Origin of the sequence: Rheinheimera baltica, assembly GCF_030731985.1 — a bacterium.
GTDB classification, from domain to species: Bacteria; Pseudomonadota; Gammaproteobacteria; order Enterobacterales; family Alteromonadaceae; genus Alishewanella; species Alishewanella baltica.
In genome coordinates this window covers 408,294-422,968 of record NZ_JAPJDY010000003.1, presented here as the reverse complement: position 1 = coordinate 422,968, position 14,675 = coordinate 408,294, and the positions used below count along the sequence as shown (strand labels likewise).

Below are 14,675 nucleotides of genomic sequence, written 5' to 3'. Positions count from 1 at the left end.
CGTACTACTCATTATAGCGCTTGTCGCAGCCGCACAAATCGCGCAAAGCGCGGCAAGCCATGTTTGGTCAGGCCGTTATAGCGGTAGGTAATTACGCTGCCAATTGGCGGTGGTGCAAGGCGTAGTGCATCGGTTAAACCACTGCCAATAGCAAACTCTTTACCTTCAGCAGTTTTAACCACCAAAGCCCCCACCATGCCTTGATATTTTCCCTTGCCCGGCCGGTAACCAATTACCTGCGCTTCAGTGTCTTGATAGGTTTTCAGCTTTAGTAAATCGCTGCTTCTGCCAGTTTTATATAAGGCATCCTGATGATGTAACATTAAACCCTCGGCACCGCAGGCTTCCAACTCATTTAGTTTGGCCATAAGCTGCGCGTTATCAGCCAGCCGAAACTGTGGCACTACGGTTAAGAAAGGAGTGTTATGTTGCCGAGCAATATTGTGCATTGCATCAATACGCTGGCTAAATGTCCCCCCGGCATTGGGCAATTCGAAGATGTAATAGCGAATTTGCTGCCATTCATTATCAACAGCCTGATGTTTACTGACAATACTGAGTGTCTGTGCAAATTGATTGCGCCCCAGCCACAGTTCACCATCTAATTCATGACCAGGAAAATCAGCTACAAACCAGCCAGGTGCAGCAATCACATTGCCGCCACGGGAGATTAACTGTTCACCATTCCAAAATGCGCGCACACCATCAAGCTTTTCACTCACCCAATATTGCTGAACATCGATGTTGTCACTATAGACTTCAGCGAGCAATAGGTCCGGTTTCGTTGCAGCTGCCAGCTGAAAGCAGCAGAGTAACAAAACAATAATTAACTTATTAGTCACCATTTAGCATCTTTTAATTTAAAAGCATAAGTATAGTGACACACGCTGTTTCAGCAAGTTGAAGCTGACTGCGTTAATTAATAATTGGTTTTAGGTAATCATTACCAAGTTGCCGCATTTGCCGTTCAACCCAGTTCACGCGCTGCAGCAAATAAGGCGTTAACTGGCGCGGTTCACGCTTACGCGGGCTGGGCAATACCACGGCAAGCCGCGCGGCCTCGTTAATGGTTAGCTTGCTGGCCGACTTACCATAATAATGCAGGCTGGCCGCTTCCACGCCATAAATGCCTTTGCCAAATTCGGCGATATTTAAATACACCTCTAGTATACGTTTTTTACCCCAAATCACTTCCAGACTTACGGCAAACATCGCTTCCAAGCCTTTGCGGACCAGACTGCGGCATGGCCACAGTAACAAGTTTTTCGCCGTTTGCTGGCTAATGGTACTGGCGCCGCGCAAGCCATTGCCATCGTCGTACTGATCAAGCGCCTTACTAATGGCGCTGAAATCAACACCAAAGTGCTGTGGAAAACCTTGGTCTTCAGAGGCAACCATGGCCAGCGGCACATGCGCGGGCAGCTTATCAATGCTTATCCAATGCTGACTAACAGGATAAGGACTTTGCAGCATAAAAGCAGATGTTGGTGGCGGTACAAAGCGAAGCACCAGTAGAGATATCAGTAACAACAGCACCAACGCCAGCAATAAACGCCAGGCAACAAACCAGGCCCAACCGAAAAAACCGCGCTCACCTTGTGTCATTTATCCTCTCTTGTCAGGTTAGGCCAGCCTTTAAGGCGTAGTCGCCTGCAACAGGCAACAGTATAGGAAATTGCGCGGCAATAACAATTGGATCTGCTTCGCACCGCCTCAGCTTTGCGGCACGTCTTCGATCAATTGCCGATGCACGCACACCGCGGTACTCTTCGGACGGATAGTTTCGCCTCTGCCCTCAAGGTGGGCCCGCGTAAAGGCGGCCCCGAACAGCAGGATCATGGAGGAATAGTTGACCCACAGCAGCAACAGTGCCAGAGAACCAGCAGCGCCATAGGCCGATGCTGTCGCAGTATAAGCCAGATAAGTGGCAATCAAAGAACGACCCGCCGTAAACAACACTGCGGTGATAAAGGCACCTGGCAGCACGTCGCGCCAGGACAGCCGAACATCGGGCAGGATTTTAAACATAGCCGCGAACAACAAAGTGATCACCAGCAGCGACAGCAATAATTCCATGCCTACCATTGTCCAACCCGGAACCGGCAGCCATTCCTCAGCGAACACCATTATGCTGCGCAAGGCCACAGACAATAACAGCGAAACCAACATAATAAAGCCGATGGCCAGAATGATGGTCAGCGACAGCAAACGGCTCTTGATAAAGATCCACAGGTTGCTTCTGGCTGGACGAGGCGCAACATCCCAAATCTGATTCAGCGACTGCTGCATCTGTGCGAAAACCGTGGTGGCACCCACTATGGTGGCCACGATGCCGATTAACGCCGGCCAGACGCCACTTTGGTCAATCTGCGAATTGCTCACCGCCGTCTGCACCACCCCGGCGGCTTCCGTACCCAGTGTTGCTTCGAGCTGCGCGAAGAGTTGCCCCTGAACAGCGCTCTCACCGATAATAAGCCCAACCAGAGCCACCACCACGACCAAAATAGGCGCAATAGAAAAAACAGTGAAAAACGCCAAAGCGGCGGCGTAAATAAAAGCCTGGCTAGCCAGCCAGTGCCGCAGCGCAGCGCCAAAAATACCCAGCCAGTGCCGCACCACAGCAGGGAGTTTGTTGTAAAACCGGAAAACCATAGTGAAAAATTCCTCCGTATAGTAGCCAATGTCGCGCTATTACAATTAATTCACTTAAAAGCCCACTTAAATTCACACCATATAGCTAGTGTGGCCTCTGTATTGAGTCAGCCTGTAGCACACACTGTGCGCCCTTTGTTTTCAACTTTAAACCATTAAGGAGAACTTTATGCATCATTTAACGATTTATGCAGCCGGGGCATGCACGCCAGAATTAAAATCGGCAGAACTGCCCCGGGCAAAAGATCTGCACGGTTACGCCGCAGAAGGCATCACTATCGTTGCACCACCAATGTGGGCCCAATTGAACTTGAATTAATAATTGGAAAAGGTGTCTTTCTCCAACTAAAATCAAAACTTTCCTAATACAATAAGTAGTTAGCATTGAACATCGACATTTTATGTGAAAATTTTCTACATAATTATTCAATTCATTTTGGCAATTGTTCTTCAGATACAGCTTTAAAGGAATACTTAAGTATTGTTAGATTCGTTAGATTGGGATACCTTCTAAATGATAGCGTTGTTCCTTAAGCAGAACCGGCTTAAATAGTGAAAACTAGCTTGAAAAACGCAGGGATTTAAAGTGATGTTATATTTTGAGGATGAATAATGTTTAATAAAACTTTTTTGCCGTTGATTCTTGCTATGTTGGCACCAGCACTATACGCAACACAACCTCCAACCAAAGAGCAAATTAGCAAGTACAAACAAGACGGAACCTATGAGCAAAGAGTTGAGGCGGTTAAGTCGCTTAATAATCACCATTTCAACCCTGCTTTAGTCAGAACTTTTGCTAAGAATCACTTTACCGGAAAAGAGAAAGCCCTAAACACCTTAGATGAAGGACCAACGCCCATTGATGGCGCTTTCCCCAGTATTGGCTCACCAAAAATGCTGGTATTGCTGGTTGAGTTTCCAGATTATCCGAAAAATGGCACTAACACCCGCGAGTCAGTTCACGAGCGAATTTTTGGCGCTGGCAATCCAGAAGAGTTTCCTTATGACAGTCAACGCAACTTCTATTTGCGATCTTCTTACAACAAACTTGATATTCAGGGTAACGTTTTAGACTGGTATAAAACTGACTACAATAGACCTTTGGAGGATAGTAACAATTCCTGGTGGCAAGTGTGGCAACGCATTATCAAAGATGCAATAAATTACCATGAAGCTCAGGGCCACGACTTTAGTCAGTATGACAATGACAATGATGGTGACATAGACTACGCGGCAGTAATTTGGACAGGCCCAACCGGAGAGTGGGCAAGTTTGTGGTGGGGAACTTTCTCTGGGTTTGGTGACGATTCCTTTACTGTAGACGGCAAAACTTTAAGTAACATATCTTGGCAACAAATTTCATATCAGGAAGACGAAGGGCCATTTTCACCATCAACGCTAATTCATGAAACCGGACATGCTTTAGGTCTGCCAGATTATTACGACTACAACGATGATATCGGCCCCAAAGGTGGTTTAGGTGGTATGGACCAGATGGCGGGCAATCATGATCACAACAGCTTCAGCAAATATGTGTTGGGATGGTTAACACCAACAGTAATTGGCAGCGGCGCTCAGAATGTATCTTTATTACCATTTAGCGAAAAGCCAAGCGCTTTTCTGCTAAACAAAGATGCTACGGCAGATAGTAAATGGGAAGAGTTTTATATTGTTGAATATCGAAACAGAAACGCGAATGATCAAAATCTACCTAATGACGGCATGGTTGTATGGCATGTAGATGCAACAATTAATGAATGGGGCTGGTTTGAAAATAATAACAGCTTTAGTGATGATAAGTTAATTCGATTAGTGCAAGCAGATGGACTCAATGAAATTGAGTTATATGGCCATGGAGCTGACGCAGAAGATTTTTTTACCACAGGTGATGAGTTTTCGCCAAATAGCCGGCCTCAAAGCCATTTAAATAATGGTGAGCACAGTGGTGTAGCGCTAACAAATATAAATCATTCAGAGGCAAATATTGCTCTGAATGCCGAGGTATATCCTTCGGTTCCCCGGTTTACTATTGAAAATATCAGCGATAAATCAGTAATACGAGTAGGGCAAAGCATAAGCATTAATGTTGATACACCAACTGAGTTGGACAAACTGGAACTATATTCCAATGACCAACTTGTTTACAGCTTTGCCGCCACCTCTCCTTTTGAATTAGATTTAACTAATGACCTGCTCAATAAAGGTTCACAAGAGCTCAAAATAGTAGCAACTAATCAACAGGGCTACAAAAGCACTGAATTTAGAGACATTGTTTATCTAGATGGCCAGCCAAGTAATTTGCTCATTAATCTTGACGCAGAGTTAGATGAACCACTTAACGATATGATGGCTAAAGCTGGAATGAGTGTTGTTCACTCTGAGTATTTTCTGCCACTTTCAGTGCAGGATTTTCCTGTTGTTCACTTAAATTTTGGTGCAGTTAACAGCCCATGGACAGATGTTGGTGGCGGTGTGTCTTCATCAACATTCATCGGCAGAGCAGCATCAACCGATGAAATTGCAATTATTGAAAATTACCTGACGCAAGGCGGTAATTTGATTTTAGAAGGAGAAGGTGTTTTTGGCTTAACCTCTGCCTTGCAGAGCCTCTTTGATATTGGCATTGCGCAATCAGGAATTAATTTAAACAGAGTTAGCGGTGACAGCTTGTTTGATAATAAAACGGTTGATACAGATTTAAGTTCTAATCCCCGACTGATTTCCGCTGACTTGTTTGAGTCTGGGAGTGAGCAAGAAACCACAGATTTACTGACTGGCACGGGCAGTTATTACGACAGTGACGCAGCTCAATGGTTAGACGTTTCTGGCTCGTGCGCACAAAGCAAAACAGTTGGTGCTGCAAATGCTAAGGTCGTTATAGCCAGTTGTTTAACACGTTATCTGGCAAACAAAGATAAAGCTGCAGTATACAATACCTATTTGGCACATTTTGGCGTTGAGCAGAAACTATCCGGTAATACAGTTCCTCAAATTAATGGCGGTAACGATATTGCAGCAGACGAACGTAGTGTTGTGAATTTGTCGGGTGTTGCAAATGATGCCGACGGTGATAGTTTATCGGTCAATTGGGCACAATTAAGTGGCGCTGTCGTGTCATTAAACAATAACACGACATTAACCCCGTCATTTACTGCACCTGAAGTCACTGAAGACCAAGTGTTAGAGTTTAAGCTAACCGTTTCTGATGGTGAGGCAACAGTCACAGATACGGTTCGGGTCACGGTGAAGCACGTAAACAGAATACCGACAGTATCTGCAGGCACGGCTCAAACAATTAACGAAGGCACTTCCGTCACTATCAGTGCAACCGCAGATGATGCAGATGGAGATGCTTTAACAATCACCTGGACACAAACGGCAGGTACAACAGTTTCTTTATCTGGCGGTGATTCTCTGACTGCCTCATTTGTTGCTCCTCAGGTCTCATCAGATATGACTCTAACTTTCCAGGTCAACGTTTCAGATGGTGAGGAAGAAGCAGTCGATAGTGTCTCAATTACCGTCCGAAACACAAGCACTGACAATGGCGGATCCAATGGTGATTCTTCTGGCAGCTCAGGTGGCGGCACCAGTGGATTCCTATTACTATTGATATCTGCGCTAGTACTATGGCGAAGGGAACAAAGTATAAGTAAGTAATCATAAAAGTAGAGAAGCAAAATGCGTTGTCGTTTTGCTTCTTTTTTAGACTGTATCGCTAATTTTTATTTATTCGTAAATTAACTTGCTTAACATCAAATGGCGAGCCCCAATTGACGGACGTAATGACATTGGGAGCCTTGTGGCCGAAGACATTGATGACAATTCCGTCTATTCTGAAATTATCGGGCAGATTCAATGGCAGCAACTTTTCCCCTTTCTCTGTGACCAGCCCATAAAAGCCACCTGAATGAGGAATAAAAACAACCGTAGCTTTTTGCCAGATTAAGGCCTTTTTCGCAATCGGGTTTATGGTCTCGTTTGCACCAATAACTTCGTTTGCATTTTCTTTGGCCGGATCTTGTGGGCTTTGAGGATGCTGACAAGCAGCAAATAACATCATAACCAAGATTGCACTAATCAGGCGCATAGTGTGCTCCCTATTTTTTATTGCCTAATAATATTATGGGTCAGAAAAACTTAAACCTGCCCACGTCGTAACCACTGAGCATTGCGCAGACCATTTTAGAAAAACAGTGTATCGAAGATAACCATTCCCTTGCGCAAAAAAAAGCCATTAGGCTAACGCATTAATTGTTCGATATGGTTAGATTAATCGGGTCAAGCGCGTTGATATTCCAGCTAAAAATACTTCGCTGCTGCAAATCAATGACGCTGACCCTTTTGATTAAATTCGTGGGGCTCCCTCAGACAATGCCCCTTTTGATTCGAATTAGGCTCAACGTCTATATTTGCATTTCATTACGAGTGCGCGAGTAATGAATCCACAACATTTTCCGGTAATGACACTCAAAACTCGACGGAGTATTCTTCATTCATCTCGTTTACGATTAACTCAGGGAGATAAAATATAGGGATTTCTTCTTCGGTTGGATTAATGAATAGTTTTCCGTTTTTAAGATATTTATCAGAGAAGCTTTTAAGCTCAAAAACTAACTCATCCACGATTGGTGATTCAAGTTCCCATTCATGTTTTTCACCAAAAGAACTAAAAGATACTCGGAGAGATTCTTCATCTTCATCAAACTCCACGTCAAGATTATCAAGTTTCCATTCTCCGTTTGTGGAGCCCGCTATCTCATTAAGTAAATCTTCAGTAATCTCCTCCTCACTTCCATCGTCATAGCTTTCAAACCATAATCTATTAGAATTTTCTGGCAAAACTATACACATTAAAAGAGTTAAACCAAGATTGCCTTCTATCTCCCAGTCCATACCATCAAAGTGTTCTTGAATATCCTCTTTACAATTTTTCTCAATGTAACTTTTGAGAGAAGATATATTTTCAAACGCTTCAGACAATTCAGGTTTTGTCTTAATACCTTTACTATTCAGAAGTGTTACTAGTTTTTTACTAGCTTCCAATGTGCTCTCTATTTGTTCAATTTCTCTAAACATTATTTTCTCCAATTATTCTGAGGTTGTCCGAATATTTCATAACGCCTTTGTCACTGGCTTGATTGTAGTGAAACCTTTTGCCGTACAATTGCGTAGCAATGGCAAAAGGTGTAACGAAAAGCAAGACCTGTGCACAAACTTGTTATAAACCGTTTTCTTTAGTGCTAATTAAATAGTTTTTAAACCTAGTGATATTTGATGTTTCAGGTCTCTGCAACATCAAATACTCTGCTACAGCTTCAGAGATTGCCATGAATGAGTCCATCTGAGGTTGAAGGTCTGTGAAGCGATCTGACTTATTATCCATATGTTTGATTGAGTTCTTAGAGCGCTTATCTTCTTTCTTGACAGATTTTCTATTTATAGGCTCGTCAAATATCTTTTCTGCTTGATTTAGCATCATTGTGGAGAAGTCTTGCCCGCCATTTATTCGCAACCATTTGCCATATATTTCTTGTGCTGCTCCAGCTAAATGCAAAGATGAAAAATACTTCTCGTTATCTAAATATGACTCGATTGCGCTTTCAAGCATTTCATCTGCAATATCTAATTTGTCGAATCTTTCCATGAAACTCTCGAAGGTTTATAAAGCCGCATTCACCGGCTTGTCCGCTGCAATGCTTTGTTAGCCATAGTATCTGCAGCAAAATCTGCTCGATCAAAAACTTCCCCATGTAAGATGACTTGGTGGATATTGCTCCAAGCGTCCACGGTAGTTAAAGGGTTTTGTTTTAGCAAAAGTAAATTTGCAACCTTGCCAACTTCAACCGTTCCGTAATCTTTATCAATATTAAATTGTCGCGCATTATTACTGGTCGCAGCTGCAAGTATTGCAACTAAAGATACTCCGGCGTCTGCCATTGCTTTCATCTCAAAGAAAGTTGTTAAACCAGGCTGGTTGGAAAAACTAGGACTTCCCGGAAAATCAGAACCTAATAACAGCGGATAGCCTGCCTCGGTTAGGGTTTGTAGAATTTTGTTACCTTTCCCCACCCGATCTTTTAAAAAGATTCGCGCAATAACCTCGTCGGGTAGTCCGTCAAATCCTGCGCGTAATTCTTCTTTAAACCATTGTGCCGAAGGTTGCTTATACCACTCAAGTAATTCTTTGGGCGTTACCTTACTAAATTCAGGAACACCATGTGAGTTATGCAACATGAGTTCACCTAGTCCGGCAATTACCCTTTGGGTTGGCATGTAACCAATGCTTTTGCTCATTAACTGGTTAAGCACGCCATGCATTGGTTTGGTTACTTCAGTCTCACGCGAAAACTCCCCCCAATTCCAAAGCCCGTGCGCAATGACATCCACCTCTGCATCAATAGCTCTTTGATACATATCCAATGCATTGGCATGCGCTACGAGAGGTAATTTATGTTGTAATGCAGATTTTCGAATACGTTTCAGGGTATCGTCAGACAACAACGGCCACTGACTTTCATCACCATAGCCATCTTCAAAGTATACTTTTATGCAAGATGCGTCGGATTCAGCAATACGTTTAACAATTTGTTCAGGAGAGTTCAGTGCTGTTTCAGCAACGTCCTGTTCAACAATATAGGAAAACATGGATTTCGACAGCTCATCATTTTTCTCTACCAAAGGAAACGTTGAGCGTGAGGTGATGACTTCGCAACGATAGTAATCAGGATGTACTTTAGAAGAAGTAAATTTCGTCCATTCAAGCCCAGGATTTGGGTCGACCACCTGAGTAACACCGTAATACAAAAAGCTATACGGTTGCTGTTTATAGTATTTTTCAGCAAGTGCGACATTCTTTTGCGCCACAGGCTCCACGCCAAACCCCATACCAGGAATAGATGAAACATGAACATGGCTATCCATGATTCCAGGTGCTAGATATAAAGCAGTCCCGTCTATGACCTGAGTATCAACTGTTTTTTTAATCTTAGATGACGATACCGTTTTTATCCGTCCATCAGAAATAAGAACATGCGCCTTTTGTAATGGCCCCTGAAGGTGCGATGATACGACGGTCACATTTTCAATCAGCACACTCTCTTTTGCGAAAGTAGGATAATGTAGAAACAGAATCGCAATGAGGATATGTTTACGCATAACTTCCCTTGTTGTTGTGATTTGACTAACGCCCAAATTTAGCGCGGAAAGCCGCGCAGCGGGTTGACGTCGCAGCCAGCGCTTTTTGCTGGCGATAAAATTTGCTTGTTAGGAGACGGCACGACTCATGTAGCAAATTTTGTCATCTTCACTTGTTAAAACAAACCCTTGCCGCTTATACAAATGAATGGCAGGGCTATTTTTAAACACTCTAAGTTTCAAAATGTGAGAACAGTGATTTTTAGCCAGACGTTCCGCCTCAGCAAGAGCAATTGAGCCAATCCCTCGGTTCTGATAACTCTGATCCACTTGCAAATCACGTACCCAGCACTCTTCAGTGTCGAAAGATAATCTAATGACACCAACAAGCTTTTCTTCAAACAAAATATCAAAGTTCACAAGCTCTTGTGTCATTTGCTCAATTTGAGCTTCATCCCAATCTACAGAGTATTGTTCGTAATATGGGCGCATATTCGTCAAAGTAAAGTTTGCTGCTTTTGCTAAGTCCTTAGCTGGTCTAAATGTAACCATCGTTCTAGTTTCCTAACGCCGTGCGCATGCGCGCGAACTTGTGAGCGTCGCAGCGGCCGCAGGCCGCGAATGACGCACCTTGTTAGAGTTCCTAGACGAGAATGTCAAGGATCTCACCATCGATCTTGAATTTCATTTTGGGCTTTTTAATAACCAATTTTGCAATCTGATCAGCATCAGCATCAACATTCAGACATAGCGGTTTTAACTCTGATTTATCGCACTCACCAAACGCAAAGCGGTACTCTCTTTGGTAACTGAATTCTGGTCTTTTTTTAAAAAGACCTCTGGTTAAATCATCATCCGTATATTTTACTGGCCCAGTTCTCATTTTATGTTCAGTTTTCGACAGCAAATTGTGAAAAGGAATAAATGACTCAGATGGCAAAAGCACATAATCATCTCCAAACTCTTCCAAGACTCTGTTCAAATCCTTTTTAAGTGAAATTAACTCTGGCTCGGACTCCGGAACTTCTAGAATAAACCAGCAATTCAACCAAGAATCATAGTAGTCCTGGTCTAGGAAGGTAAACACCTCAGTTGCTTTAGAAAGATCGAGTGATTTACCATCCAAAATTATTGTTGGCTCTCTCTGGCCAAGTGATTTATTAAAGTAGCCAATGCACGCCTCAAACCGATCAGATACGCCCGGCTCAGGACAATTCCGGTAATAATGCGGCGTATTGCAGAATAAATTACCGTGTAAAAAATCATTTAGGTAATCCTGTTTAGAAAAAAACTTCAGCAATCCAGCAATGGCAGGTGTCTCTTTCATATCATCGAAAACTCTAACGCCGAGTGAAGGGGCTGCGTTGTTGCGAAGCCACGCTTTTAGCAGTCCCGCTTGCACGTTTTGTTAGGGCCGCGGAACTAGACGACCTACATGATAATGGGTATAACAGCTGAACCACCACTGATTCTTGCTCCTACTAGGACAGGGGTGACTTTCTCTCCTTTGCTATTTTCTACCCAACTTCGTACGTTCTCTAAATCAAGAACCTCCGTTTTTGCGATATATTTTTCCTTGCTTTCAATTTCTATATTGAAGGCAACATTTGCCATTAGAGTTCCTTGTTTATTTGCAATCTGAACTGTGTGCATTCCGGGTGATATGTAAACAGGTTTATCAAAGTTCCCTCTTGATGCCTTAACTGGTAGACCATCAATAGCCAGAACAAATGTTGTTTCATCGTCGTGGAAAATATTATCTGGTTTTACACGTGTACCAACTATTGAAGCCGCAGTTTCGAGTAACTCAGCAGGTGGTGGTTCGTAGTAAATTGGAGGTACGGTTTGACATGCAGTAAGTACAAAGCCAATCAATAGAAAAACTAATTTATTCATGATGCTCCTGATTATTTATGTGCCCTAACGCAAAGCTTTGGGGCGGCTGGAGCGCAGCGTAAGCCGTCCCAGCCACGACAGTGGCGACAATAGCGCCTTGTTAGTAATCAAGTTTATCCCATGCGATAACAATGTTTGGAACAACTTTCCGCACTCTATTACTGATATCTAGTACTATGTCATGGTTTATATCTGATGCCGCCAAAACATTAATACGTTGGATTTCACAATCGTTGTGAGCTTGAGATAAGTGTTTAGCAAACTCATCAGGAGATAACAGAACACCTTGAAAGCGCAAGTTTTGCGCATCAACCACTTCAATTTTATGAGTCTCGCAACGAGTTAGACAACACGTGCCCGGGCATTCTGTACTTGTAGATATCTCCAAGCCTAAATCATCTTCCTGGAAGCTGAGGATTGCAAAGTACATAACTAGCGCTAGTAGAACTGACATAAAACCTAGTTGCATAGAGTTGTTCATCGGTCTTCGCCTTGATTACTAACAGCTTATTCAAAGGACCAAAACCCGCGAGTTGCATGTTTCTGATCCCGCAAGTTCCAAAATTGAATCCAGTCTATTCTGCTAGCCAAATGTAAATCAAGCATTTTTATATTGTAGCAATTTATGTTGCAGCAGAATACGGGTTTTAAACCCGCAAGTTGCAGATAAAAAACTCAGACGAGAAAACTGCATGGTTATACAGTGCTTTTTGTCGCGGAAACACGTCAGCTACCAGCCTTATTCTGTGACGGTGCGCCTGGCATTAATCAGCTTTAACAATTCTGCGGTGGCGGTGGCGTCGGCTAACGCGCGGTGGTGGTTGGTGAGTGTAATCTCAAACTCTTCGCACAGTTTGCCCAGGCTGTATGATTGCAGCCCCGGATAGTAGCGGCGCATATTAACGACGGTGCATAGCTGCGGCATGTCCAGCGTAATGTCGCAGCGGGCCAGTTCGGCGCGGATAAAACCGTAATCGAACTTGGCGTTGTGGGCAACAAACACCGCACCTTGTAAAAACTCATTGAGCTGGTTGGCGATATCGGCAAACTTAGGTGCAACTGCTACCATGGCGTCGCTAATGCCGGTTAAACGGCGGATAAACGACGGAATGTGGCGTTCAGGGTTAATGAGGGTGTTAAAGGTGCCCAGCACTTCGCCGGCCTGCATTTTTACCGCGCCAATTTCGGTTACCCTATCTGTACCGGCTTTACCGCCGGTAGTTTCTACGTCCAGCACCACATAGATACGGTTTGGGTCGACTATCCACTGCAGTTTTTCAATGCGGGCATTAAAACCGGCGTTTTTCAGCGACAGCAAGCGGGCTAACTGATGGCGCTGTATTTTATCGCCGGGGGCTTTTACTTCAATAAACTCAAGCTGATTATCTTTAATTAGCAATAAATCCGGGTAGCCACTGCTGTGGCGGAAGAAGTCCTGCGCCATGGCGCGCAGTATTGGCGCTAATGCGCTTTCGTCACCAGCCTTGGGCGCATGTTGCAATAGTGGCAATAGCTGCTGGGCTAAATCGCTATGCCAGTAAAACAGGCTGTTAGCTTTGCCATAGTGTGCGGTTAAAGCGCTAAGCAGTGTAGTGGCTGCGCCTGGCTGTGCCAGCTGGTTTAGCTTTTGCTCTATCACCTGTTCAAACTGCTGATAAAAGCCACCGGCGGTTAAATTGCGTGGCCGGCGTTCAAACGGGTTATGCAGTGCGCTGTCGCTGTGCTCAAATAGTTCATGCCAAAACCACAGGCCAAACAGCGCCAGCCAGAGGTTATTTTCGCCATGAAATACGCTGTAGCCTTTATCGCGGTAATACGCCATTAAGCCCTGCTCGGCTTTGCCTAAATACAGCTCGTCTACACCCACCAGCGGTGCGTCTTGCAATAATTGGGTTAATTGCGAGCGGCGCTTATTCGTCATATCCTGGCTAAACTTACGCCGGTAAAAGTCTTCAGCAAACAGCCATTCTTCGTCGCAACTGGGGTCGTCTAGTAGCTGCTGCAAATACTGTTGGCATGCTACCAGATGGCCATCAACCTGCCCCGCTTGTGAATAGTACAACCGCACCAAACGCTCGCTCGCCGGGAAACCATTACTGTGCTGGTAAAAGGCAATAGCCAGCGTGTTGAGTTTATATTGCTCGGCCAGTTTACCCAGCTGATAACAGCGTTCGCTACGTTTTAATAGTAGCGCGTTATCGTCAGGCAGCGGCCAGGCTGTCACTTCAACCAGCCAGTGGCTTAACAATGCTTCGGCGTTGTCGGGCTGTTTTTTTAACTGCTTGCCAAGCTCAATAATGGCGGGCTTGGCTTTGGCTAGCTGATACGCCAGTTGTGCCTGATTAGCATCAGTAAAACGCGGCCTAAACTGCTGTTTAAACTGGCCGGTTTGACGAATACCTAAGTCACGCAGGGTAAACAACGATAAATTGGCCTCAATACGGCCAAAATAGAGAAAATATAGGTAGTTCAATGCATCCTGGCGCTGCAACGCGACATAACGCTGCGGCAACTGGTGAATCAATGCTAACCAATCAACGGGTAGCTTTAACGCTGTGCCCAATAACTGTGGCTTGGTCTGGCTTTTTTTCGCACCTGTGGACTCAGCCAATTCGCTTTGCGCCAGCTGCAGTAATTGCCATAGCGTGTCTTTTGTTAACCGCAGCCAAAAGTCGGCCAGGTTGTCCGTCGCTAACGGCGCAACAAAAGCAGCGGCAATCAGCTCATCTAATAACGGCGCTGTTGCGCCAATTTCAGCATAGCTAAGCTCAGTATCACTAAACACGGTGCCTTTGCGGTTAAGCATACGCACCAGCAATTGCCGTGCGGGTTCCGTTAAGCTATTAAAATCATGGATAAAGGCGCTACTGTTGGCGCTTAACACGGGCTGGTAATGTTCTGCGACAAACTTCAGCAATTCATTAAAGTGCTGCAGGTAATAACCGCTGTCGAGCTCTTTGCGTAATTCCGCCATCAGGCAACGCCTATCA

At 44.3% G+C, this 14,675-nt stretch carries 14 protein-coding genes; 2 read left to right on the top strand and 12 right to left on the bottom strand.

Going from position 1 to position 14,675, the window contains the following annotated elements:
* Positions 1 to 11: 11 nt before the first annotated feature.
* The 3 genes from ORJ00_RS07355 to ORJ00_RS07345 form a co-directional block, all read right to left on the bottom strand.
* Positions 12 to 845 carry a DNA ligase gene (locus tag ORJ00_RS07355; protein WP_306139415.1) on the bottom strand — a complete coding sequence of 278 codons (834 nt, stop codon included), beginning with the start codon at positions 843 to 845 and terminating at the stop codon, positions 12 to 14.
* A gap of 70 nt (positions 846 to 915) precedes the next feature.
* Positions 916 to 1,605: a monofunctional biosynthetic peptidoglycan transglycosylase gene (gene mtgA, locus ORJ00_RS07350; protein WP_306139414.1), complete on the bottom strand. Its 690-nt coding sequence runs from the start codon at positions 1,603 to 1,605 to the stop codon at positions 916 to 918.
* 108 nt (positions 1,606 to 1,713) lie between these two features.
* Positions 1,714 to 2,652, bottom strand: coding sequence for a YihY/virulence factor BrkB family protein (locus ORJ00_RS07345; protein ID WP_306139412.1), 939 nt, complete (start codon positions 2,650 to 2,652; stop codon positions 1,714 to 1,716).
* A gap of 169 nt (positions 2,653 to 2,821) precedes the next feature.
* On the opposite strand from ORJ00_RS07345, the gene ORJ00_RS07340 reads away from it, so the two are divergent.
* The gene (locus ORJ00_RS07340; RefSeq protein WP_306126250.1) at positions 2,822 to 2,971 is read left to right on the top strand and encodes a hypothetical protein; all 150 of its coding nucleotides are present in this window, start codon (positions 2,822 to 2,824) and stop codon (positions 2,969 to 2,971) included.
* Between the two features lie 293 nt (positions 2,972 to 3,264).
* Positions 3,265 to 6,312, top strand: coding sequence for a M6 family metalloprotease domain-containing protein (locus ORJ00_RS07335; RefSeq protein WP_306139411.1), 3,048 nt, complete (start codon positions 3,265 to 3,267; stop codon positions 6,310 to 6,312).
* Between the two features lie 58 nt (positions 6,313 to 6,370).
* On the opposite strand, the gene ORJ00_RS07330 is transcribed toward ORJ00_RS07335, so the two are convergent.
* From ORJ00_RS07330 to ORJ00_RS07290, 9 genes are all read right to left on the bottom strand, one after another.
* Positions 6,371 to 6,742: a hypothetical protein gene (locus ORJ00_RS07330; RefSeq protein ID WP_306139410.1), complete on the bottom strand. Its 372-nt coding sequence runs from the start codon at positions 6,740 to 6,742 to the stop codon at positions 6,371 to 6,373.
* A gap of 380 nt (positions 6,743 to 7,122) precedes the next feature.
* Positions 7,123 to 7,731, bottom strand: a complete 609-nt coding sequence (locus ORJ00_RS07325) for a hypothetical protein (protein WP_305977832.1) — start codon at positions 7,729 to 7,731, stop codon at positions 7,123 to 7,125.
* Between the two features lie 142 nt (positions 7,732 to 7,873).
* Entirely contained in the window at positions 7,874 to 8,299 is a 426-nt protein-coding gene (locus ORJ00_RS07320; protein ID WP_305977831.1) for a hypothetical protein, read from the bottom strand.
* 29 nt (positions 8,300 to 8,328) lie between these two features.
* On the bottom strand, positions 8,329 to 9,810 hold the full coding sequence (locus ORJ00_RS07315) for an amidohydrolase family protein (RefSeq protein ID WP_306139409.1): 1,482 nt from the start codon (positions 9,808 to 9,810) through the stop codon (positions 8,329 to 8,331).
* A 108-nt stretch (positions 9,811 to 9,918) separates the two neighbouring features.
* The gene (locus tag ORJ00_RS07310) at positions 9,919 to 10,341 is read right to left on the bottom strand and encodes a GNAT family N-acetyltransferase (protein ID WP_306139408.1); all 423 of its coding nucleotides are present in this window, start codon (positions 10,339 to 10,341) and stop codon (positions 9,919 to 9,921) included.
* A 91-nt stretch (positions 10,342 to 10,432) separates the two neighbouring features.
* Positions 10,433 to 11,191, bottom strand: a complete 759-nt coding sequence (locus ORJ00_RS07305; RefSeq protein ID WP_306139407.1) for a hypothetical protein — start codon at positions 11,189 to 11,191, stop codon at positions 10,433 to 10,435.
* Positions 11,192 to 11,220: 29 nt separating this feature from the next.
* Positions 11,221 to 11,685, bottom strand: coding sequence for a hypothetical protein (locus ORJ00_RS07300; protein WP_306136523.1), 465 nt, complete (start codon positions 11,683 to 11,685; stop codon positions 11,221 to 11,223).
* 100 nt (positions 11,686 to 11,785) lie between these two features.
* On the bottom strand, positions 11,786 to 12,166 hold the full coding sequence (locus ORJ00_RS07295) for a hypothetical protein (RefSeq protein ID WP_306139405.1): 381 nt from the start codon (positions 12,164 to 12,166) through the stop codon (positions 11,786 to 11,788).
* Between the two features lie 258 nt (positions 12,167 to 12,424).
* Positions 12,425 to 14,659, bottom strand: coding sequence for an exonuclease domain-containing protein (locus ORJ00_RS07290; protein ID WP_306139404.1), 2,235 nt, complete (start codon positions 14,657 to 14,659; stop codon positions 12,425 to 12,427).
* Between the last annotated feature and the right edge of the window lie 16 nt (positions 14,660 to 14,675).

Coding starts and splice junctions, on each gene's coding strand:
- ORJ00_RS07355 (WP_306139415.1), bottom strand. CDS start 845: ATGGTGACTAATAAGTTAATTATTGTTTTGTTACTCTGCTGCTTTCAG.
- mtgA (WP_306139414.1), bottom strand. CDS start 1,605: ATGACACAAGGTGAGCGCGGTTTTTTCGGTTGGGCCTGGTTTGTTGCC.
- ORJ00_RS07345 (WP_306139412.1), bottom strand. CDS start 2,652: ATGGTTTTCCGGTTTTACAACAAACTCCCTGCTGTGGTGCGGCACTGG.
- ORJ00_RS07340 (WP_306126250.1), top strand. CDS start 2,822: ATGCATCATTTAACGATTTATGCAGCCGGGGCATGCACGCCAGAATTA.
- ORJ00_RS07335 (WP_306139411.1), top strand. CDS start 3,265: ATGTTTAATAAAACTTTTTTGCCGTTGATTCTTGCTATGTTGGCACCA.
- ORJ00_RS07330 (WP_306139410.1), bottom strand. CDS start 6,742: ATGCGCCTGATTAGTGCAATCTTGGTTATGATGTTATTTGCTGCTTGT.
- ORJ00_RS07325 (WP_305977832.1), bottom strand. CDS start 7,731: ATGTTTAGAGAAATTGAACAAATAGAGAGCACATTGGAAGCTAGTAAA.
- ORJ00_RS07320 (WP_305977831.1), bottom strand. CDS start 8,299: ATGGAAAGATTCGACAAATTAGATATTGCAGATGAAATGCTTGAAAGC.
- ORJ00_RS07315 (WP_306139409.1), bottom strand. CDS start 9,810: ATGCGTAAACATATCCTCATTGCGATTCTGTTTCTACATTATCCTACT.
- ORJ00_RS07310 (WP_306139408.1), bottom strand. CDS start 10,341: ATGGTTACATTTAGACCAGCTAAGGACTTAGCAAAAGCAGCAAACTTT.
- ORJ00_RS07300 (WP_306136523.1), bottom strand. CDS start 11,685: ATGAATAAATTAGTTTTTCTATTGATTGGCTTTGTACTTACTGCATGT.
- ORJ00_RS07295 (WP_306139405.1), bottom strand. CDS start 12,166: ATGAACAACTCTATGCAACTAGGTTTTATGTCAGTTCTACTAGCGCTA.
- ORJ00_RS07290 (WP_306139404.1), bottom strand. CDS start 14,659: ATGGCGGAATTACGCAAAGAGCTCGACAGCGGTTATTACCTGCAGCAC.